Annotated in this window: 20 protein-coding genes; 13 read left to right on the top strand and 7 right to left on the bottom strand. The window is 71.7% G+C overall.

The window, feature by feature from the left end; genetic code table 11:
• Positions 1–39: 39 nt before the first annotated feature.
• Positions 40–1,488, top strand: coding sequence for an argininosuccinate synthase (argG, locus tag AB0C38_RS45620; RefSeq protein ID WP_360686536.1), 1,449 nt, complete (start codon positions 40–42; stop codon positions 1,486–1,488).
• A gap of 51 nt (positions 1,489–1,539) precedes the next feature.
• On the opposite strand, the gene AB0C38_RS45615 is transcribed toward argG, so the two are convergent.
• From AB0C38_RS45615 to AB0C38_RS45605, 3 genes are all read right to left on the bottom strand, one after another.
• A complete protein-coding gene (locus tag AB0C38_RS45615) occupies positions 1,540–2,550 on the bottom strand; it encodes a medium chain dehydrogenase/reductase family protein (protein WP_360686533.1) in 1,011 nt (336 codons plus the stop codon).
• Positions 2,551–2,624: 74 nt separating this feature from the next.
• Entirely contained in the window at positions 2,625–3,194 is a 570-nt protein-coding gene (locus AB0C38_RS45610; RefSeq protein WP_360686530.1) for a TetR/AcrR family transcriptional regulator, read from the bottom strand.
• 82 nt (positions 3,195–3,276) lie between these two features.
• Entirely contained in the window at positions 3,277–3,978 is a 702-nt protein-coding gene (locus tag AB0C38_RS45605) for a trypsin-like serine protease (protein ID WP_360686527.1), read from the bottom strand.
• A 275-nt stretch (positions 3,979–4,253) separates the two neighbouring features.
• On the opposite strand from AB0C38_RS45605, the gene AB0C38_RS45600 reads away from it, so the two are divergent.
• Positions 4,254–7,004 (top strand): BTAD domain-containing putative transcriptional regulator, encoded by a 2,751-nt coding sequence (locus tag AB0C38_RS45600; RefSeq protein WP_360686524.1) that lies wholly within the window; start codon positions 4,254–4,256, stop codon positions 7,002–7,004.
• Between the two features lie 87 nt (positions 7,005–7,091).
• Here the strand turns inward: AB0C38_RS45600 and AB0C38_RS45595 are convergent, their stop codons facing one another.
• Positions 7,092–7,601: a hypothetical protein gene (locus AB0C38_RS45595; protein WP_360686521.1), complete on the bottom strand. Its 510-nt coding sequence runs from the start codon at positions 7,599–7,601 to the stop codon at positions 7,092–7,094.
• Between the two features lie 212 nt (positions 7,602–7,813).
• On the opposite strand from AB0C38_RS45595, the gene AB0C38_RS45590 reads away from it, so the two are divergent.
• From AB0C38_RS45590 to AB0C38_RS45570, 5 genes are all read left to right on the top strand, one after another.
• On the top strand, positions 7,814–8,404 hold the full coding sequence (locus AB0C38_RS45590; RefSeq protein WP_360686518.1) for a DUF6801 domain-containing protein: 591 nt from the start codon (positions 7,814–7,816) through the stop codon (positions 8,402–8,404).
• Between the two features lie 198 nt (positions 8,405–8,602).
• A complete protein-coding gene (locus AB0C38_RS45585) occupies positions 8,603–9,190 on the top strand; it encodes a papain-like cysteine protease family protein (protein WP_360686515.1) in 588 nt (195 codons plus the stop codon).
• Positions 9,187–9,954 (top strand): hypothetical protein, encoded by a 768-nt coding sequence (locus AB0C38_RS45580; protein WP_360686512.1) that lies wholly within the window; start codon positions 9,187–9,189, stop codon positions 9,952–9,954. Before AB0C38_RS45585 ends, AB0C38_RS45580 begins: the two co-directional genes overlap by 4 nt.
• A 67-nt stretch (positions 9,955–10,021) precedes the next feature.
• A complete protein-coding gene (locus AB0C38_RS45575; protein WP_360686509.1) occupies positions 10,022–11,053 on the top strand; it encodes an Lrp/AsnC family transcriptional regulator in 1,032 nt (343 codons plus the stop codon).
• A gap of 40 nt (positions 11,054–11,093) precedes the next feature.
• Positions 11,094–12,335: an FAD-binding protein gene (locus tag AB0C38_RS45570; protein WP_360686506.1), complete on the top strand. Its 1,242-nt coding sequence runs from the start codon at positions 11,094–11,096 to the stop codon at positions 12,333–12,335.
• 3 nt (positions 12,336–12,338) lie between these two features.
• Here the strand turns inward: AB0C38_RS45570 and AB0C38_RS45565 are convergent, their stop codons facing one another.
• Both AB0C38_RS45565 and AB0C38_RS45560 read right to left on the bottom strand, forming a co-directional pair.
• Positions 12,339–13,133, bottom strand: a complete 795-nt coding sequence (locus AB0C38_RS45565; RefSeq protein WP_360686503.1) for an SDR family oxidoreductase — start codon at positions 13,131–13,133, stop codon at positions 12,339–12,341.
• A gap of 23 nt (positions 13,134–13,156) precedes the next feature.
• Positions 13,157–13,432, bottom strand: coding sequence for a carboxymuconolactone decarboxylase family protein (locus AB0C38_RS45560; RefSeq protein WP_360686500.1), 276 nt, complete (start codon positions 13,430–13,432; stop codon positions 13,157–13,159).
• A 142-nt stretch (positions 13,433–13,574) separates the two neighbouring features.
• Between AB0C38_RS45560 and AB0C38_RS45555 the strand changes: the two genes are divergently transcribed.
• Complete coding sequence (locus AB0C38_RS45555) at positions 13,575–14,294, top strand: VOC family protein (protein WP_360686497.1); 720 nt, start codon at positions 13,575–13,577, stop codon at positions 14,292–14,294.
• Positions 14,295–14,327: 33 nt separating this feature from the next.
• Here the strand turns inward: AB0C38_RS45555 and AB0C38_RS45550 are convergent, their stop codons facing one another.
• Complete coding sequence (locus AB0C38_RS45550; RefSeq protein WP_360686494.1) at positions 14,328–15,305, bottom strand: LacI family DNA-binding transcriptional regulator; 978 nt, start codon at positions 15,303–15,305, stop codon at positions 14,328–14,330.
• Positions 15,306–15,536: 231 nt separating this feature from the next.
• Here AB0C38_RS45550 and AB0C38_RS45545 point away from each other — a divergent pair, with 231 nt between their 5' ends.
• The 5 genes from AB0C38_RS45545 to AB0C38_RS45525 all read left to right on the top strand — a co-directional run bounded on the left by AB0C38_RS45545 (position 15,537) and on the right by AB0C38_RS45525 (position 21,246).
• A complete protein-coding gene (locus tag AB0C38_RS45545; protein ID WP_360686491.1) occupies positions 15,537–16,514 on the top strand; it encodes a pectate lyase in 978 nt (325 codons plus the stop codon).
• Between the two features lie 213 nt (positions 16,515–16,727).
• Complete coding sequence (locus tag AB0C38_RS45540; RefSeq protein ID WP_360686488.1) at positions 16,728–17,915, top strand: Gfo/Idh/MocA family oxidoreductase; 1,188 nt, start codon at positions 16,728–16,730, stop codon at positions 17,913–17,915.
• 212 nt (positions 17,916–18,127) lie between these two features.
• Positions 18,128–19,417: an extracellular solute-binding protein gene (locus tag AB0C38_RS45535; RefSeq protein ID WP_360686485.1), complete on the top strand. Its 1,290-nt coding sequence runs from the start codon at positions 18,128–18,130 to the stop codon at positions 19,415–19,417.
• Positions 19,418–19,420: 3 nt separating this feature from the next.
• Positions 19,421–20,404: a sugar ABC transporter permease gene (locus tag AB0C38_RS45530; RefSeq protein ID WP_360686482.1), complete on the top strand. Its 984-nt coding sequence runs from the start codon at positions 19,421–19,423 to the stop codon at positions 20,402–20,404.
• A complete protein-coding gene (locus AB0C38_RS45525; protein ID WP_360686479.1) occupies positions 20,401–21,246 on the top strand; it encodes a carbohydrate ABC transporter permease in 846 nt (281 codons plus the stop codon). Before AB0C38_RS45530 ends, AB0C38_RS45525 begins: the two co-directional genes overlap by 4 nt.

Genomic DNA, 21,246 nt, shown 5'->3' with positions numbered 1-21,246 from the left:
GGATTGCACGACGATGCATGGGCGTGCATAATCATTCGCATGTCCAAGGTGCTCACTTCCCTGCCCGTCGGCGAGCGTGTCGGTATCGCCTTCTCCGGTGGCCTCGACACTTCCGTAGCGGTCGCGTGGATGCGCGACAAAGGCGCGGTCCCCTGCACCTACACCGCCGACATCGGCCAGTACGACGAGCCCGACATCGACTCGGTGCCCGGGCGGGCCGGGCAGTACGGCGCCGAGATCGCGCGGCTGGTCGACTGCAGGGAAGCCCTGGTCGAGGAGGGGCTCGCGGCGCTGACCTGCGGCGCGTTCCACATCCGCTCCGGCGGCCGCGGCTACTTCAACACCACCCCGCTCGGCCGCGCGGTCACCGGCACGCTGCTGGTGCGCGCCATGCTCGAGGACGACGTCCAGATCTGGGGCGACGGCTCCACCTACAAGGGCAACGACATCGAGCGGTTCTACCGCTACGGCCTGCTGGCCAACCCCTCCCTGCGGATCTACAAGCCCTGGCTCGACGCCGACTTCGTCACCGAGCTCGGTGGCCGCAAGGAGATGTCGGAGTGGCTGGTGGCCCACGAGCTGCCCTACCGCGACAGCACCGAAAAGGCCTACTCCACCGACGCCAACATCTGGGGTGCCACGCACGAGGCGAAGTCCTTGGAGCACCTGGACACCGGCATCGAGATCGTCAAGCCCATCATGGGTGTCGCGTTCTGGGACCCCGAGGTGGAGATCGCCACCGAGGACGTCACGGTCGGCTTCGAGCAGGGCCGGCCGGTGACGCTCAACGGCAAGGAGTTCGCCACCGCCGTCGACCTGGTGCTGGAGGCGAACGCCATCGGCGGTCGGCACGGCCTGGGCATGTCCGACCAGATCGAGAACCGCATCATCGAGGCCAAGAGCCGTGGCATCTACGAGGCGCCGGGCATGGCGCTGCTGCACGCGGCCTACGAGCGGCTGGTCAACGCGATCCACAACGAGGACACCCTCGCCAGCTACCACAACCACGGCCGCCGGCTCGGCCGCCTGATGTACGAAGGCCGCTGGCTGGACCCGCAGGCGATGATGCTGCGCGAGTCGCTGCAGCGCTGGGTGGGCACCGCGATCACCGGCGAGGTGACGCTGCGCCTGCGTCGCGGCGAGGACTACTCCATCCTGGACACGACCGGCCCGGCGTTCAGCTACCACCCGGACAAGCTGTCGATGGAGCGGACCGAGGACTCGGCGTTCGGCCCGGTCGACCGGATCGGCCAGCTGACCATGCGCAACCTCGACATCGCGGACTCGCGGGCGAAGCTCGAGCAGTACGCGAGCATCGGCATGGTCGGCGGGAACTCGCACCCGAAGCTGATCGGCGCCGCCCAGGCGGCCTCGACCGGCCTGATCGGCGCGATGCCCGAGGGCGGCGCCCAGGTGATCGCCTCGCGCGGCAAGACCGACGACGACGAGCTGCTCGACAGCGCGGCGATGGAGTTCGGCACGGACTGATTTCGCGTTTCCCGAAGGCCACCACGCTCGCCGTGGTGGCCTTCGGTGCGTTCAGGGGACGAGCACGACCTTGCCGGTGACGGTGCCGGATTCGGCCAGCGTCAGCGCCTTCGCGGCTTCGGTCAGCGGGATCCGGGCCGCCACCTGGGCCTTGAGCTGTCCCTTCGCCGCCAGGGCGAAGACGGCCGTCAGGTCCTCGGTGAGGCGCGTGCGGAACCGGGCGAGGTTCCGCTTGCCGCCCCACACGTTGTAGAAGTGCGTCCGGCGCCGGTTCGGCAGCGCCTGCCACCACAGCAGCCGGGCGACCAGCTTCAGCACGGCCGGCTTCGGGTTGCCCCCGGTGTCCTTGGTGGACGCGCTGCCGTAGGCGACCAGCGTCCCGCCGGGGGCGAGCAGCCGGAACGAGTCGACGATGCCGGGCCCGCCGACGTGGTCGAACACGGCGTCGACCCCGCCGGGTGCCAGCTCGCGCACCCGGGCCGGGACGTCGCCGCGGTAGTCGAGGGCGGTCGCGCCGAGCGCGGTGACGACGTCGAGGTTGCGGGCCGAGGCGGTCCCGAGCACGGTGATCCCGGCCGCCTGGGCGAGCTGGACGAGCGTGGTGCCGACGCCGCCGCTCGCGCCGTGGACCAGGATCGTGCCGCCGGCCTGCACCCGCGCGATCCGGTGCAGCATCTGGTACGCCGTGATGCCGTTGACCACGAACGTCTCGGCCTCGGCGGCGTCCAGCCCGGCCGGCACCGGGACCAGGTCGGCGGCGGGGACGACCAGGTGGCTGCTCCAGCCGCCGATCTTGGTCATGGCGGCCACGCGCCGCCCGACCAGCGCCGGGTCGGCGGCTTCGAGGACCGTGCCGACGACGTCGTACCCGGGCACGAACGGGAACGGCGGCTGGTCGTAGTACTTCCCGCGGCGCATCTGCTGCTCGGCGAACGAGATCCCGCTCGCCTCGACCCGGACGAGCGCTTCGCCGGCGCCGGGCCGCGGCAGCTCACGGTGCTCGACGCGCAGGCCGGCCGGCTCGACGAGGCCGGGGAGGACGATCTCGGTGGTGGTGGTCATGATGGGTTCCTTCCGGGGCGTGAGTGACTGGTCAATCACTCAATGGGCAAGCAAAAGGGACTTGCTGGCCGGGATCAGTTTTTGCCGGGGTGGCGGATGCCGGCGGCGAGCACGGCGGCCCAGTCGCCGGTGTGCTCGTCGAGGTCGAGGGTGGCGATCAGGTGGCAGAGCTGGCCGTAGGCGATGAACCGCTGGACCTGCTCGCCGGCGGCGCCGGAGCGCGTCAGGGCGAAGTCGGTCACCTTGGCCAGCCCGCGGCGCACGGCGTCGGCGATCTCGGGGGTGTCGGTGGCCGACTGGGCGTGCACCTGCAGCATGAGCAGGTTCCGGTCGGCGATGAGCTCGGCGTAGGCGCCGCCCATCTCGTAGAGGATCCGGTCGGGATCGGCACCCTCGGCGCGGGCGGCCCCGTTCGAGAGCGCGTGCACGACGAGCTCGTAGCACCGGTCGAGCGCGGCGACGAAGAGGGAAACCTTGCCGGGGAACAACTTGAAGACGTAGGCGGGGGAGATGTCGGCCTTCGCGGCCACGGCGCTGATCGGCGTGCTGTGGTACCCGCCCCGGGCGAACTCGGCGATGGCGGCGTCGACGACGACGTCCCGCCGGGCGTCCGAGGTGGAGAGGGTGGCACCGCGCTTGGTCATGTGAGTGACTGTACACTCACTCTCATCGGCGAGGCAAGCCCCGGGCCTGTGGACGACCCGGGGCTTGCCTCGCCGGGGTGGCTCAGACGCCCGCAGTGGACGAGATCCAGTCGCGGTACTTCGTGATGTTGATGTAGGCCGTGTAGGACTGGCGGTCGCTCGTCGAGGCCACGCCGACCTGCTTGCCGTTCGCGTACATCGGGCCGCCGGAGTCGCCGCCCGCGGTGATGCCGTCGCCGCGGTTCGCGCACACCGAGACGCCGGCCGCGCCGTCCGGGCAGTCGATCGAGGAGACGCTGACCTTCGCCACCTTCAGCAGCTGCGACTGGCACTCGATCTCGGGCTTGTCGGTGCAGGTCGCGCCCCAGCCGTAGACCTCGGCCTGGTCGCCCACCTTGACGTCACCCTCGCTGCCCAGCGGCGCGTACTCGGTCTGCACCTGCTGGTCGATCTGCACCAGCGCGAGGTCCGAGTCCGGCGCCTCGTGCACCGAGGTGGCGTTGACGGTGGTGCCCTTCGTCTGGTCCAGGTCGCCGACGTGGAAGCTGATCGGCTGGCCGTCGGCACCCTGCGTGCAGTGGCGGGCGGTGAGGATCCAGTCGGGCGCGATGATCGTCGCCGAGCAGATCTCCTGGCCACCGGCGAACATCCGGGCCGCCGAGTGGAGCGAGTCGGCATTGCTGCCGTCGATGATGGCCGGCTGGGCGGCCAGGGACGGCGCCGCGGCCGCGAGTGCCGAGAGCAAAACACCGGAGACGACTACGCCGGTTCGGGCGATACGCACTTTAGGATCAACCTCCTGCCCGCGGACCGGGGTCTCGCGGTGACGGGTAGTGAAGGACGCACCTACCGTCACTGTTGTGGGTGAATCTCCGGAACCCGCCGATAGTCGGTTGATCCAGAACGCGACTTTCGTCGTGGGCCGACCGGCGCAGCGGGCGGCAAGTTCTGGCCGGCTGTCTCGAATGTGGGCGATCTCCTCACGGGACGCGGCATCGTCCCGCTACAGTCCCGGCTGCTTGGTTCCGCCTGGGGGCGGCCGCGGGAACGGGGTGCTCGATGGGTCCTGAAGTGCGGTTTCACCTGCTCGGACCGCTGGTCGTGACGGTCGGGGGCCGGCCGGTCCCGCTCGGCGGGGCGAAGCAGCGCGTCCTGCTGGCCCACCTGCTGCTCAACGCGAACCGGACGGTCCCGCCCGGGCAGCTGGTCGACACGATCTGGCCGGGTGACCCGCCGACGTCCGCCACCGCCAACCTGCAGACCTACGTGTGGCGCCTGCGCCGGCTGCTGCCCGAGGGGTCCGTGCTGAGCACCCACGGCCCGGGCTACTCGCTCGTCGTCGACCCCGGCGACGTCGACGCGCACCGGTTCGCCCGGCTCGTCGCCGACGCCGCGCGGGCGTCCGCGCCCGAAGCGGCGCTGAAGCTGCTCGCCGAGGCGGAGTCGCTGTGGCGCGGCGATCCCCTGGAGGACCTGCCGACCGCGCCGGCGTGGGACGCCGAGCTCGGGCGGCTCGCCGAGAACCGGCTGGCCGCCGTCGAGGAACGGCTTTCGCTGCAGGTGCGGCTGGGGCGGCACGACCCGGCGATCGCCGAGCTCACCGTCCTGCTCGCCGATCACCCGTACCGGGAACGGCTCTGGCAGCAGTACCTGCTCGCGCTCACCGGCGCGGGCCGGCGGGCCGAGGCGCTCCAGGCGTACGCGACGGCGCGGGAGCGCCTGGTCACCGAGCTGGGCGTCGAACCGGGGCCCGAGCTGCGGGCGGTGCAGGCCGCGATCCTCGCGGGCGAGCCGGTCGCGGCACCGCCGGCGGCACCCCCGCCGCTGCGGCAGCTTCCCGCGGACCTGCCCGACTTCACCGGCCGCGAGGACTACGTCCGGGAGCTGGAAACGGCGGCGGGCCCGGCGCCGGTCGTCCTGACCGGGGCACCCGGGACCGGCAAGACGGCGCTGGCCATGCACGTCGCCCACCGCCTCGCGGACCGGTACCCCGACGGGCAGCTGTACGTCGACCTCGCCGGCACCGGGGCCCCGCGCGACCCGGCCGAGGTGCTCGCCGACTTCCTGCACGCCTTGGGGGTCACCGGGAACACCGTCCCCGCCGGGCTCGGCCAGCGGGCCGCGCTGTTCCGCTCGCGGCTGGCCGGGCGGCGGGTACTGCTGGTGCTCGACGACGCCGCGACCGCCGCGCAGGTCCGCCCGCTGCTGCCCGGGGACGCCGGGTGCGCGGTGCTGGTGACGACCCGCGGGCGGATGCCGGAGCTGGCGGGCGCGAAGCACGTCGAGCTGACGGTGTTCGGCGAGCACGAGGCTTCGCGGCTGCTGGCCGGGGTCGCGGGGGTCGACCGGGTCGTCGGCGAGCCGGCCGAGGCGGCGGCGATCGTCCGCTGCTGCGGCTACCTACCCCTGGCGATCAGGATCGCCGGCGCGCGGCTGGCCGGGCGGCAGGCGTGGAGCCTGCGCACACTGCACGACCGGCTGGCGGACGAGTCGAGCCGGCTGAGCGAGCTGCGCGTCGGGGACCTCGGCGTCCGGCCGAGCTTCGAGCTGAGCCTGCGGCAGCTGCCGGCGGACGCGCGGACGGCGTTCTGCCGCGCGGCGGTGCTGGGCGCGCAGGACTTCCCGAGCTGGGTGGTCGACGCGCTGCTGGACCGCGACGGCTCCCACGAGGTGCTCGACGTGCTCGTCGACGCGAACCTCGTCGCGCTGGCGGGGCGGGATTCCGGCGGGAACCCGCGGTACCGGCTGCACGATCTGCTGCGGTGCTACGCGGCGGAGCTCCTGGCGGAGGAGCCGGCTTCGGCGCGGCGCGAAACCCTCGCCCGGGTGCTGACGGTGGTGCTGGCGCTGGCGAAGACGGCCGCGGCGGGCCTGCCCCCGGCGTTCGGCGCGATGACCGGGCCGGCGGTCGGGGCGCCGGTGGCCACGGCCGGGCTGGTGGCCGACCCGCTGGGCTGGTTCACCGCGGAACGCAAGCTGCTGGCGGCCGCGGTCCAGCTGGCCGCGGACGCGGGCCTGGACGAGCTGGCCTGGCAGCTGGCGGCGACGGCGGTCCCGTTCTACGACCTGCGCGGCGCGTACGACGACTGGCGCCGTGGCCACCTGACGGCGCTGGCCGCGGTCGAGGCGGCCGGAAACGTTGCGGGAGCGGCAGTTCTGTACCGGGGCCTCGGCCAGGTCCGTCTGTACCACGACGAATACGCGGCGGCCGCCGGCGACATGGAGCGTTCGGCGTCGCTGTTCGCGTCGCTCGGCGACGTGCGCGGGGAGGCGCTCGCGGTGGCGGGACTCGGCACGGTGGCGCGGATCGGCGACCGGCCACGGGAGGCGCTCGGGTTCTACCGCCGGGCCCTGGCGGGGCTGGAGCGGGCCGGCGACCGCCGGGGCGTCGCACAGGTGCGGAACTCCTTGGGCACGACGTATGCGTCGCTGGGTTCCTTCACGGAGGCGGATTCGTGGCTGTGCCGGGCGCGTGAGCTGGCGCGGGAGATCGAGGACCCGCACCGCGAGGCGAAGGTCCTCACGGAGCTGGGAACGCTGCACCGCGAGCGGGGAGCGCTGCCGGAGTCGTTGAGGTGCTTGCGATTGGCGCTCAGCATCCTCGAGGAGCTGGACGACGAGCGGTGCAGTGCGTACGCGTTGCTGGGCATCGGCCGGACGCTGCTGGCGGCGGGCGAGCCGAGGCAGGCGCGCGGGGTGTGCGATCGCGCGTTGCGGGTGTTCCGGGAGACCGGGAACCGGCAAGGGGAAACGACGGGACTGGAGCTGCTGAAGCAGGTTCAGCGGCAACGGACCCCGGCCCGCGCTTGACCCCGGCTCGGGCGGAACGCAGTGAATGACTCCATTCCTTGCGTCCAGTGCCAGGAATGAGTCATTCACTGCGTCCGGAGGCCGTGCTCAGTTGCTGTTGCCCGGCTTCCAGCCCAGGTAGCTGCCGAAGTAGCTCTGCTTCGCGTGGCCGATCGCGCCGTTGACGCTCGTCGCCCAGACCCCGCCGCTGCCGTCCGCGATGCCCACGTGGCCGTACGCCGAGATGTTCCAGAACACGAACGCGCCCTTCGGCGGGGTGCCCGTCGTGTGGCGGGCGCCGTCCGAGGACTGCCAGTGCTCGATCGCGCTCGGGTGGTGGGTCGTGCGGTTCCACGAAAGGCGCGCCGCCTTCTCGCAGTAGCCCTGGTAAGCCGTGCTGCCGGTGCGGCTCGAGTACCAGGCGATCGCCTGCGCCGCGGTCCGGGCGGCGGCCAGTTCGGCGGGCGAGTCGACGATCACCGCGCCCGGGTCGGCGATGTCGGCGGCCGTCACCTCGGCGTAGACCTCGGCCGGGGCGGGGGCGGCCGAAGCGACGGTCGCGCCGCCGAGGAACAGGGCGGCGGCCGAGAGCGCCGCCGCCGGGTAGATGCTGCGCATGGGTCTCCCTCAGTGGACCGGATTCGACCGGGACGACCCTGCGCGCGACACCTACACCGCCGCTACACCCACGCTCTCACGCACATCACAAAAAACAATGTCCACGACGCAAATCCGCGTGACAAATTTCTGGGCCACGGAAAAGCGTAATGGCCGGTTGGCAAGTTTCCCCCTAGCATCCGAAAGGCCGTTCGACGACGAAAGGACGAGACATGACGGAAACCCTCGTGCGGAAAAGGCGCTTCCGGGGAATCGGGCTGGCCACGCTGCTCGCCGGCGCGGTCGCCGTGCTTTCCGCGGGACCGGCCGCGGCGGCCGAGAAATCGCTCACCTTCAAGGGCGGCTTCCCGCTGATCGGCGACCAGCAGGTCACCGTGGTGGTGAATGCGGAAATCCCCGCGACCGCCACGGCGGGTGAGCCGATCTCGGTGCCGTTCAGCCTCGACGTCGACGCCGGGCAGGCGGCCGGCGACGGCCTTCGCCTCGTCGGTGCCACCAAGATCTCCGGCACGATCACCTCGAAGGTGAACCTCGCGATCGGCGGTCAGTCCGTGGCCATCCCGATCGAGCTGCCGATCCCGGAGACGCCCGTCCCCGCGGAAGGCAGCCTGAAGTTCACGGCGCAGGGCCAGGTCGACTTCACCGTCCCGGCGGGCACCCCGGCGGGTGAGGCGACGAGCAGCGTCGACTCCGCGGCGACCACCCACGTCGTCACCGACAGCGGGCTCGGCGAGTTCGACGTCGACCTGGCGCTCGACCCGCCGGACCAGGACACCACCCTCGGTACGACGACGGTCGGCTGACGGGCCCGGCTCCGGCCCGCCGGAATCCGTCCGGCGGGCCGGAGCCGATGCCGGAATCCGGCACCCGGGAAATGCCGGGATCCGCCGGGAACCGTTCCCTCCCAACGTGATCCTCCCTTCGTAGGTACCGGTCCGGTGCCGGTGCGCGGAGTATTCCGTGCCACCACGTCGAACCGTCACCGGCTGGAGGACCACTTCGTGAAAACCACTTCAGGAGTCCTACGTGGACTCGCGGCGGTTTCGGCCGCCGCGGCCGCCGTCGTCGCGCTGCAGGCGCCCGCCGCCGCGGCCGCCGCGCGGACCGATCTCGGCATCAGCATGCAGGCCCAGCAGAAGGACCAGTGGTGCTGGGACGCCAGCGGCAACACCATCGCCGACTACTGGGGACATTCGCTTTCCCAGACCCGGTTCTGCCAGATCGCGCACAACGAGTCCGGCAGCGACTGCGCGAACAATCAGGGCTACCTGTCCGACCAGCAGCGGGTGTTCCGCTCACTGGGATTCACGAACGTCGGGTCCTACAACTCGAACGGGCAGGTCCTTTCCTTCGCCACCATCAAAAACCAGATCGACGCGGGACAGCCGATCGGCACCCGCATCGGTTGGCGTTCCGGCGGCGGTCACATGCACGTCCTCTACGGGTACGACAACTCGAGCGGCGCGACCCGGGTGGACTACGGCGATCCGTGGCCGGACAACAGCCGGTACAACTCGATGAACTACGACACCTACCGCTCGAACACCCAGTTCCAGTGGACGCACACGCTGTACGGGATCGAGGGATGAGCGTGCTGAAGAAGGCGATGGGCGCGGCCGTGCTGGCCGGCGCCGCGATGCTCACCACGGCCGGCACCGCGGGCGCGGCGACCGGGCCCGCCGGCACCCCGACCGCGGCCGACACCGCCGCGATCGGCCAGGTCACCGGCGGCCAGTCGACCCTCGACCGGCTCACGACGACGAGGTTCCCGGGTGTCCACGCGGCGGCCGCGGCGCAGGGGGCCAGCGCCGACCCACGTGCCCAGGTCGCGGTCTACGAGCCGACGGCGGCGTTCGTCGCCGGGACGTCGGACGTCCCGGCCGCGCTCGCCTACGTCGCGGTGCCGGCGCGGACCGGCGACGGCACCACGGCGACGGTCTGGGCCGAGCGGCAGGGCCCGGGCTGGACCGTCGTCAACGTCGCGTCCGGCGACTACGAGCAGCGGTACGCCGCGGCCGCGGCCGGCGGCTACCTCGTGCACGAGCCGCAGGTCAACGCCTGGTACGCGGTGCACGGCGACGCCGTGACGGTGCTGGACGGCTCGGTCACCGGCCTGGCCGCCGGCACGAAGCTGACCGTGCGGGACTACCGCGCGGCGCTGCACCGGCGGTACGCGGACAAGCTGCCGGGCTCGGCCTACGACCGCGACGGCGCGGGTGGCGGCTACGGCGGCCGCGAGCGCGCTGTCCCGGCCGCGGACCCCGGCGACGTGCCGGTGCTGCCGTTCGTGCTCGGCGGTGTCCTCGTGCTGGTGGCGGGCGCGGTCGTGACGCCGCGCCTGCGTCGGCGGTAGGACGGCGGGGGCCGCCGGCATGCCCGGCGGCCCTTGGCAGCCGATCATGATCAGGTCAGAATGCGCCATGCCCGTTCCCACGGCCGCCCAGCCGGAACCGGCGCGGCCGAGCGGTTCGGACCTCGCGCTGGTCGAAGCGCTGCAGCGCGACCCGCGGGCGCCGTGGACGCGGATCGCCGCCGCCGTCGGCACCGACGCGACGACGGCCGCGCGCCGCTGGGACCGGCTGCAGGCGGCCGGGCTGGCGTGGCTGACCGCGTACGCCACGGCCCCGACGACGACGGTCGGCTACGTCGACCTGGCCTGCCGCCCGGACGCGCTGACCGACCTGACGCGGGAGCTGTGCGGCTGGCCGGCCGTGTTCAGCGTCGAGCGCACGACCAGCCGGTTCTCGCTGTTCCTGTCCCTGGCCGCCCGCGACCTCGACGCGCTGGACGAGCTGGTCACCGGCCGCCTGGGCGCCCTGCCCGGCGTGCGCGAGGTCCGGTTCGCCGTCGCCACGCGCGTCTACCGCGAAGGCAGCGGCTGGCTGGTGAACGCGCTGGCCCCGGAACAGCGCGCGGTGCTCGACGGGACGGCGGTGCAGGCCCGCCTGGTCGTCCCGCAGCAGTGGGACGACCGGGACGTGCGCGCGCTGGTCGAGTCCCTCGGCGAGGACGGCCGGCGCAGCTACGCCGAGCTGGCCCGCGACTGCCGGATGAGCGAGTCGGCGGTGCGCCGCACGCTGGCGCGGATGCTGCGCAACCACGAGCTCGACTTCCGCTGCGACCTCGCGCACGTTGCGGCGGGTTGGCCGGTGATCGCGGGCTACCGCCTCGGCATCGCCGCCGGCGATCTGGACCGCGCCGGCACGGCGATCGCGCAGCTGCCGGAGACCCGCCTCTCGGCCGCGGTGGTGGGGGAGGGCAACCTGGTGGTGTCGGCGTGGCTGCGGGAACCGGCCGGCTGCACGGGCTACGAGACGCGGCTGGCGGCCGCGGCCCCGGGCGCCCGCGTCCTCGACCGCGCGATCACGCTGCGGATGCCGAAGCGGATGGGCCGGCTGCTCAGCCCGCACGGCCTCGGCGGCGCCCACCAGGCGATCATCCCGGCCGCGTAGGGTCGCAGGCGGGGATGCGGCACGGTGGAAGGACATTCAGGTGGGCGAGTCGAACTGGGCCGGGAACCACGTCTACGCCGCGGACGCGGTGGCGACACCGCGCACGGTCGACGAGGTGCGCGAAGCCGTCGCGGCCGCGACGCACGTCAAGGCGCTGGGCAGCCGCCACTGCTTCAACGACATCGCGGACTCACCCGGCGGCGTCCTGCTGGACCTGCGCGGGCTCGAGGTCCCGGTGGAGATCGGCGACGGGACGGTCACCGTCGGCGGGGCGGCCCGCTACGGCGACTTCGCCGCGCAGCTGCACGCGGCGGGGTTCGCGCTGCCGAACCTCGCGTCGCTCCCGCACATCACGGTGGCCGGCAGCGTCGCGACCGGCACCCACGGCTCCGGGCGCCGGCTGCCGGGCCTCGCCTCGGCCGTGTCGGCGGTCGAGCTGGTCACCGCGAACGGGGAGCTGCGGACGTTCACCCGCGCCCACGCCGAGTTCCCCGGGCTGGTCGTCGGCCTCGGCGCGCTCGGCGTCGTCACGCGGCTGACCCTCGACGTCGTGCCCGCGTTCGACGTCCGCCAGGACGTCTTCGACGGCCTGCCGTGGGAGGCCGCGGACCGGCACTTCGACGAGATCGAGGACGCCGGTTACAGCGTCAGCATGTTCACGAACTGGGCCAACGACAGCATCGACCAGGTGTGGATCAAGAGCCGCGCGGACGCGTTCACGGCGCGGACGGACCTGTTCGGCGCGGTCCCGGCCGACGGGCCCCGGCACCCGGCGCACGCCGCCGGGATCTCCGCCGACAACGGCACACCGCAGCAGGGGGTGCCGGGCCCGTGGCACGACCGGCTGCCGCACTTCGCGCTCGCGTTCACCCCGAGCGTCGGTGACGAGCTGCAGTCGGAGTACTTCGTGCCGTACGAGCACGCGGTGGCCGCGGCGCGGGCGGTCCGCGAGATCGGCGACCTGCTGGCGCCGTTGCTGCTGGTGTCGGAGATCCGCGCGATCGCGGGCGACGAGCTGTGGCTGAGCCCGTGCCACGGGGGCGACCGGGTCGCGTTCCACTTCACCTGGCAGCCGCGCCAGCCCGAGGTCGAGGCGGTCCTCCCGGCGCTGGAGGAACGCCTGGCCCCGTTCGGCGCCCGGGCCCACTGGGGCAAGCTCTTCCACACCGCCGGGACCTACCCGCGGATCGACGATTTCCGGGTGCTGGCCGCGGAACTGGACCCGTCCGGCAAGTTCCGGAACCCGTTCCTGGAGCGGCACGTCTTCGGACCGGACAGCTAGCGATCACGCGGTCGTGGCGATTCCCCCGTCGACGGGGACGATGGTGCCCGTCAGGTAAGCGGCTGCCCGGCTGGCGAGGAACACGGCGACCCCCGCCATGTCGTCGTCGCGGCCGATCCGGCGCAGCGGGGCCGACGCCGCGATCGCCTCGCCGAACTCGTCGAGGGTCGCGGCCATCATCGTCGACGGGAACGGTCCCGGCGCCACCGCGTTCACCGTGATGTGCTGCGGGCCCAGTTCCTTGGCGAGCACCCTGGTGAGCTGATGCAGCGCGGCCTTGCTGCTGGAGTACGAGTAGTTGGGCCGCTGGGGGATGTGGATGGCGGCGATGCTGCCGATGTTGATGACCCGCGCGGGATCGTCGGCGGTCCCAGCTTTGCGAAGGGCCGGCAGCAGCGCCTGCACCAGCCAGAACGGCGACTTCAGGTTGAGGTCGATGACCGTGTCCCAGGCCGCGTCCGGGAACGTCTCCAACGGCTCGTCCCACATCGCGCCCGCATTGTTGACGAGGATGTCGAGACTCCCGGCGTCGGCCGTGACGAATTCAGAGAGGCGCTCACACTCTTCGTGCCGGGACAGATCGGCGGGGAACGCCCGGACATCGCCGTATTCGGACAGCTGTTCCTGCGCCTGAGCGCACGCTTCCGCGTTGCGTGAGCTGATGACCACGCGGACGCCCGCCTGGAGGAGCCCGCGCGCGATCATCATCCCGATGCCCCTGGTGCCACCGGTGACGAGAGCGCGTTTACCACTCAGATCGAAAAGCTCGGTATGCGTTGCGAATTTGCTGTTCACCACTGGTCGCCTTTCTTGTCGGTCGGTCAGGATCGCTGGTTCACCGGCAGCAACCCGCGCTCGCCGAAAACCTTCTTGGCCGTGAAGGTCGCGTTCAGCGCATTCGGGAATCCGCAGTAGACGGCGGAGTGCAGGAGCGCCTCGACGATCTCCGCGGGCGTGAGGCCGACGTTGAGCGAGGCGTTGACGTGCACTTCCAGCTGCGGCTCGCAGCCGCCGAGGGCGGTGAGCACCCGCTGCCCGCTCTCGCCGTCGATTTCGGTCAGGGTCTTCAGGCCTCGCTCGAAACGCTCGTCGGTCATTTCGGTTCCTTTCCCCAGCGATCTTGTCTCGAACGACGCTAGGGGCTGGAGCGCGCTCCAGGTCAAACGTGACGGCCACCACGGGAGAAGCCGGTCCGATATTGCCTTGCCGCCCCACGGGGGCGATGTCTACGGTCCGGTGATGCTTTCGCGACTGCTGGCAGTGACTTTCGAGGCGGACGACCCGGCTGGAGCGGCACGCTTCTGGTCCGGCCTGCTCGGCCGGGAGATCGTCGAGGATGCCGGCGGTGTGCTGCTGCCGGGCGGGGACGCCCAGCTCGGCCTGCGGTTCGTACCGGGCCGCGCCGGGCGGGTCGGCGCGAACCGGATGCACCTGCACCTGACCAGCGCCGACCTCGACGACCAGCGGCACACGGTGGCCACGGCGGTCCGGCTCGGCGGCCGCCCCGTCGACGTCGGGCAGCGACCCGAGGAGGCGCACGTCGTCCTGGCCGACCCGGCGGGCTACGAGTTCTGCGTGATCGAGCCCGGCAACGGCTACCTCGCCGGGTGCGGCCCGCTGGGCGAGCTCACCTGTGCCGGCACCCGGCAGGCCGGCCTGTTCTGGAGCACGGCGCTGGGCTGGCCCCTGGTGTGGGACCGGGGCGAGCAGACCGCGATCCAGTCACCGCGCGGCGGCACGAAAGTCGCCTGGGACGCATGGGATGGCACGCCGGTGGCGCCGAACCGGCAGCGCTTCGAGCTGCTCCCGGCGGACGGCGACCAGCGGGCGGCGGTCGACGCGCTGATCGCCCTCGGCGCCGCTCGGCTCGACGCCTGCGACGACGGGACCGTCGTGCTGGCGGATCCGGACGGCACCGAGTTCCGCGTGCGGCCGGCCGGCCGCGACCTAGCCGGGTAGCCACCCCAGCCGGAGTGACCGCCGCTGGGTGTCTCAGCCCGCCGGCGGGGCTGTGGTCGCGCGGACGATCAGGTAGGTGTCGAGGACCTGGGTCGTGTGCTCGTCCGCGCCGCCGTCGAGCAGGTCCAGCAGGAGCGTCACCGCCGCGCGGCCCGCTGCCTCCGTCGGCATCGCGATCGTCGTCAGCGGCGGGGCCGAGATCGCCGCGAAGACCAGGTCGTCGAAGCCGACCAGGCTGATCTCGTCCGGCACCGGCACCCCGCGGGCGTTGAGCCGGGCCAGCGCGCCGAACGCCACCAGGTCGTTGTAGGCGACGATCGCCGTCACGTCCGCGGCCAGCGCCAGGTCCGCGCCCTGCAGCCCGCCCTCGAACACCGGTGGGAACGGGCCGAACTCGACGACCTCCGTGCCGTGGCGCTCGGCGGCTTCCGCCAGGCCCTGCCGGCGGGTGCGGTTCGCCCACGACATGCGGGGCCCGCCGAGGTAGGCGCAGCGGCGGTGGCCGAGCGCGGCCAGGTGCTCGATCGCCTGGCGCATGCCGTCGGCGGCGTCCATCACGATCGACGGGATCCCCGGCACCTCGCGGTTGAGCAGCACCAGGGTCGTCTGCCCGGCGAGCGCGCGCAGCTGGTCGTCGGTCATGCTCGGGCTGCCCAGTACGACGCCGTCGACCTGCCGGGCCATCCGGCGTACCAGGTTCTGCTCGGTCGCCGGGTCCTGGTCGCTGCTCGCGAACAACACGGCGACGTCGTCCTGGCGCGCGCGGGCCTGGACGCCGTCGAGCACGCCGGTGAAGAACGGGTTGCCGAGGTCCGAGACCACGATCCCGATGTGCCCGGTGCGGGCGACCGGCTGCGGGGCGCCGACCGCGTGGTAGCCGAGCTCGTTCGCCGCCGCCAGCACCCGGCTGCGGGTCTGGTGCCGGACCAGGTCCGGCGACGTGAACGCGCGCGACACGGTCGAGATCGACACGTTGGCCCGGCGGGCGACGTCGTGAATGGTCACGCTCACGGCTACTCCTCGGCAGGCTCTGAGCAACATCATGGAAACGCGCGGCAGCGTTGTCAACAACGAACTGCCTTGCGGCAGCGGGGATCCGGCCGCCGCAGGGCCATTCGGCTGGGCTTCTCATGAAAACCCTGCAAATCGTTGACCGGGTTTTGCTGCAAATCGTAGAACGGAGTCTCCGCCGTGTTCCCCGTTCCCCGGGGACGCGGGTCCCCACCCCCTTCGAGGTGCCTGATGACCAGGAAGACCCAGTTCTGCCTGCGCGTTTTCGGAACGGCCGCGCTCGCCGCGGCGATGGCCGCCGCCGTTCCCACCGGGGTCGCGCACGCGGCCTACGAGAGCTCACCCGTCGGCTACGGCGCCGGCACGACCGGCGGCGCGGGCGGTGAGACGGTCACCGTGACGACGGCTTCGGCGTTCACCACCGCGGTGACGGGCACCACGGCCCGGACGGTCCGGGTGAGCGGGAAGATCACCCTGGCCAGCAAGACCCTGGTGAAGATCGGGTCGAACAAGACGATCCTCGGCGTCGGGTCGGGCTCCGGCTTCACCGGCGGCGGCCTCGCCGTGGACAAGTCGTCGAACGTGATCATCCGCAACCTGGCCATTTCGAAGTCGGTCGGCACCGACGCGATCCAGATCCAGCGCGGCGCCACCCGGGTGTGGGTCGACCACAACGACCTGTCCTCCGACCTCGACCACGGCAAGGACTACTACGACGGCCTGCTCGACATCAGCCACGCGGCCGACGGGATCACGGTCTCCTGGAACAAGTTCCACGACCACTACAAGGTCTCCCTCGTCGGGCACAGCGACAGCAACGCCGCCGAAGACACGGGCAAGCTGCACGTGACCTACAGTCACAACTGGTTCGAGAACGTGAACTCGCGGATGCCCAGCCTGCGGTTCGGCACCGGGCACGCCTACGACAACTATTTCCACGCGGTCACCGATTCCGCCGTGCATTCGCGGATGAACGCGCAGTTCCTCGCCCAGAACAACGTCTTCGAATCCACGAAGGTCTGCCTCGAAACGACCGGGGACAGCGACGTCGACGGCTACCTGAACGAGTCGGGCAACTCCTTCGGCGGCTGCACGAACAAGATCACGCGCACCGGGAGCATGACGAACGCGCCGTACTCCTTCACCCTGGAGCCGACTTCGACGGTCAAGGCCACCGTGACCGCGGGCGCGGGCGTCGGCCGGATCTGATCGGCGGGGAGTGTGCGGCCGGTTCGGGTAAGCGCTATCTCGAACCGGCCACCGCCGTTCGGAGTACCCGCCATTCGACAAATTCGAAGGCGCGTCGGCGTGTATTGACACACTTGTCGCGAACGCCCTACGGTGACCAGCGGAAGTTTCTCCCGAACTGTCCATTCGTCAGTTCCCGCGCGACCGGAGACCGGCCGCGCCGATCGGAGACCCATGTCGGGGAGCAGGCGCCGCACCGTCGCGGACCCGCCGAGGCTGGCCGTGGTCGGCACGTCCGGCTACGCGTTCAGCTACCTGCACCGCGCCCGCATCCTGCACGACGAAGGCCTGGTGCGGTTCGCCGGCATGGCCGACATCCGGGTGCCGTCGGCCGCCGCGATCGCCCTGCTGCCCGAGGGCGGCAGCGCGCACGTCGGGGTCGACGACCTGCTCCGCCGCTGCCGCCCCGACATCACCGTGGTCGCGACCCCGCCGCACGCGCACGTCCGCGTCGGCGGCGCGGTGCTGCGGGCGGGCGGCGACCTGCTCCTGGAAACCCCGCCGGTGCTCGACCTGGCCGGGTTCCGGACGCTGTCCCGGCTGGCCGCGGAGAACGGCTCGGCGTGCCAGACCGGCTTCCAGAGCTTCGGCTCCCCGGCGCTGCCGGTGCTGCGGGCGGCGATCGCGGCCGGGAAGCTCGGCGAGGTGGTGGGCGTCGGCGCGGCCGGGGCGTGGATCCGCACCGACGCCTACTACCGCCGCAACCCCTGGGCGGGCCGCCGGTGGCTGGACGGCGAAGCCGTGGTCGACGGCGCCCTGACCAACCCGTTCTCCCACGCGGTCGCCACCGCGCTGCTCGTGGGCGGGGTCGGCGGGCGCGACCCGGCGGAGATCGCCCTGGAGCTGTACGGCACGCGCGACATCGAAGCCGACGACACGGCGTGCCTGCGCATCCGCTTCGACCGCGGTCCCGAGATCGTCGTCGCCGCGTCGCTGTGCGCCGAGCAGGACCACGAGCCGTACGTGGTGGTGCACGGCGCGAAGGGGCGCGCGAAGTTCTGGTACAAGAGCCACCGGCTGGAGCTCGACGACGAACGGGTGCACCTCGGCGAACCGGTGGACCTGCTGCGGAACCTGGTCGCCCACCACCTCGACCCGGCGGGTGTCCCGCTGCTCGCGCCGCTGCCGGCCACCCGCGCCTTCGCGTCGGTGGTCGAGGCGGTGCGCGACGCGCCGTCACCGGCCCGGATCCCCGCGGGCTGGATCCGCACGGCCGGTGAAGGGGCGAGCCGGCACCCCGTGGTCCGGGGGATCGGCGAGGAGGTCGCCGTCGCCGCGGACCGGCTGGCGCTGTTCTCCGAGATCGGCGTCCCGTGGGCGAGTGCCCGCCGCGGCGGGCCGGCCGCGGAACGCACCGGGTAACACCCTCCCGGTGCCCCTCGCGCTGACAGCCCGCCTCGACCCCGGTGTGCTGTAAGCGCTTTCTCGGGCTGCCCGGAAACCAGCGGAACCATTGCTGCACAAGGGGTATTGCCTCGAACAGCCCGTTGACACGAGTCGCGCGCACTGCCTACCGTGAGCGCGCTGACAGCGTTTTCAGAAAAGTGCTGACCGGCTGAGAACGGAGAAGCTCGATGCGTCGGACAAGTGAGAGACGAACCCTCGTCGCGCTGGCCGCGGTGGTCCCGCTGCTGCTGACCGGGGTCGCCGCGTGCGGCTCGGACCCGGGCGGTGACGGCGGGGACGTGACCATCACGTTCGTCTGGTGGGGGAGTGACGGCCGGGCGAACCTCACGAAGAAGGCCGTCGAGCTGTTCCAGCAGAAGAACCCGAAGATCAAGGTGCAGACGTCGTTCTCGGCGTACGCGGCCTACTGGGAGAAGCTGGCGACGCAGACGGCCGGGGGCAAGCCGCCGGACGTGCTCAACGTCGACACCCGCTACCTCGCCGAGTACGGCGGGCGCAACGTCCTGGCCGACCTGAACTCCGGCGCGGGCAAGGCGATCTCGCTCGCCGACATCAACCCCGAGCTGGCGGCCACCGGCGTGTACCAGGGCAAGCGGTACGCCGTCCCGTGGGCGCAGAACACCCCGGCGATGCTCTACGACCCCGCCGCGTTCACCGCGGCCGGCGCGGACCCGGCGAAGGGCCTGACCTGGGACCAGTACGCCACCGCCACGGAGAAGGTCAGCGCGGCCGGCGGGTTCGCCGCCCGCGGGGTGACCGACTTCGGCATCCTCGACACCCCGCTGGAGATCTGGCTGCGCCAGCAGGGCAAGCAGTTCTACACCCCGGAGGGCAAGCTCGGCTTCACCGCCGACGACCTGCGCCGCTACTGGCAGCTCGCGAGCCGGTTCCGCGACACCAAGGCCGCGTCCCCGGCCGACGTCACGGCGTCCTACAACACCTCGCCCGAGCAGTCTCCGCTCGGCAAGAAGCTGACGAGCTCCGAGTTCGCCTACGACAACCTCCTGCCCGCGTACCAGAAGGCGAACGGCAAGCCGCTGAACGTGGCGCCGTACCCGACGGACGCGAACGGGAACACGGGGCAGTACCGCCGCCCGTCGATGTTCCTGTCGGTCGCCGCGCGCAGCCAGCAGCAGGAGGCGGCGGCGAAGCTCGTCGACTTCCTGGTCAACGACCCCGAGGTGGGCACGATCGTCGGCACCGACCGCGGGCTGGCGCCGAACCTCAAGGTCCGCGCCCAGCTGGCGGCGTCCGCGAAGGGCGCCGACAAGACGCTCTACGACTACGAGGCCGGTCTCGAACCGAAGCTGGGGGCCGCCCCGCCGGTGCCGCCCAAGGGCGCCGGCGCGATCCAGAAGCTTCTCCAGCGCACCTACGAGGAGGTCGCGTTCGGGCGGATGAGCATCGACGACGCGGTCAGCCGGTTCATGTCCGAAGCCGAGAAGGGACTCAAGTAGCCGATGACGACCGTGCGCACCCCGGACCCGCCGGTCGCCGCGGAGGCGGCCGCGCGGGCTCGGCGGCAGGGCCGGCCGGCCGGGCGCCGCCGCAAGAGCCAGCCGGAGGCCTTCGCGTTCCTGACGCCCTGGCTGCTCGGCGCGGTGGCACTGACCGTCGGCCCGATGGTCGTCTCGCTCTATCTGTCCTTCACCGACTACGACCTGTTCACCTCGCCGAAGTGGGTCGGCTTCGGCAACTTCGCGCACATGTTCACCGACGACGACCGCTACCTGCAGTCGGTGAAGGTCACGCTCATCTACGTCCTGGTCTCGGTGCCGCTGAAGCTGGCCGTGTCGCTGCTGGTGGCCATGCTGCTCAACACCCGCCGCGGCGGAAGTGGCTTCTACCGGGCCGCGTTCTACGCGCCGTCGCTGCTCGGCGCGAGCGTCGCGGCGGCACTGGTGTGGCGGGCGCTGTTCATGGGCGGCGGCCCGGTGAACGAGGTTCTGGCCTTCTTCGGCTGGCACACGCCGAGCTGGGTCGACGACCCGCAGTTCAGCCTCGCCTCGATCGTGCTGCTCGGGGTCTGGCAGTTCGGCGCGCCGATGGTGATCTTCCTGGCCGGGCTCAAGCAGATCCCGGCCGAGCTGCACGAGGCGGCCGCGATCGACGGGGCCGGAGCGTTCCGCCGGTTCCGGCACATCACGCTGCCCATGCTCTCGCCGGTGATCTTCTTCAACCTGGTGATGGAGGCGATCCACGCGTTCCAGGCGTTCACCCCGGCGTTCGTCATCGGCGGCGGCCGCGGTGGGCCGGCCGACGCGGACCTGTTCTACACGCTCTACCTGTTCGAGGTCGGCTTCCAGGACTTCCGCATGGGCTACGCGTCGGCGATGGCGTGGGTGCTGCTGGCGGTGATCGCGATCGTGACGGCGATCGTGTTCCGGACGGCGAAGCTGTGGGTGTTCTACGACGACGTCGACGGAAAAGGGGAGCGCCGATGACCGTGCTCCCGCGCACGGCCCGCTCCTGGGGCTGGCACGTGCTGTGCCTCGTCATCGTCGCCGTGGTGCTGTACCCGCTGGTGTGGCTGGCGTTCGCGTCGGTCAAGCCGCCGGACGAGATCCTCTCGCGGCTGGCGCTGCTGCCGACCCGGTTCGTCTTCGACGGCTACACGAAGGGCTGGGAAGGCGCGGCGGACGTCGGGTTCGGCCGCTTCTTCCTCAACTCGTTCCTCGTCGCCGGCCTGTCGGTGGCCGCCAACGTGCTGTCGTGCTCGCTGGCCGCGTACGCCTTCGCCCGGTTGAACTTCCGGTTCCGCGGCGCGCTCTTCGCGTTCATGATCACGACGTTGATGCTGCCGTACCACGTCACGCTCATCCCGCAGTACGTGATCTTCCAGCAGGCCGGCCTGGTCAACACGTTCGTCCCGCTGATCCTGCCGAAGCTGCTGGCCACCGAGGCGTTCTTCGTGTTCCTGATCGTCCAGTTCATGCGCGGGATCCCGCGCGAGCTCGACGAAGCGGCGATCATCGACGGCTGCAACGTCTACCGGACGTTCTGGCACGTCGTGCTGCCGCTGTCGAAACCCGCGCTGGTCACGACGTCGATCTTCACGTTCATCTGGACGTGGAACGACTTCTTCACGCAGATGGTGTACCTGAACGACACGGAGAAGTTCACCGTGCCGCTCGGCCTGCGGCTGTTCGTCGACACCAGCAGCGAGTCGAACTTCGGCGCGATGTTCGCCATGTCGGCGCTCGCGCTCGTCCCGATCGTGCTCTTCTTCCTCGCCTTCCAGCGCCTGCTGGTCGAAGGCGTCAGCACCAGCGGCCTGAAGGGGTGA

The sequence above is a fragment of the Amycolatopsis sp. NPDC048633 genome, assembly GCF_040650695.1.
GTDB lineage: Bacteria > Actinomycetota > Actinomycetes > Mycobacteriales > Pseudonocardiaceae > Amycolatopsis.
The sequence above is the reverse complement of the archived record's forward strand: the minus strand, read 5'-3'. Positions and strand labels throughout refer to the sequence as shown.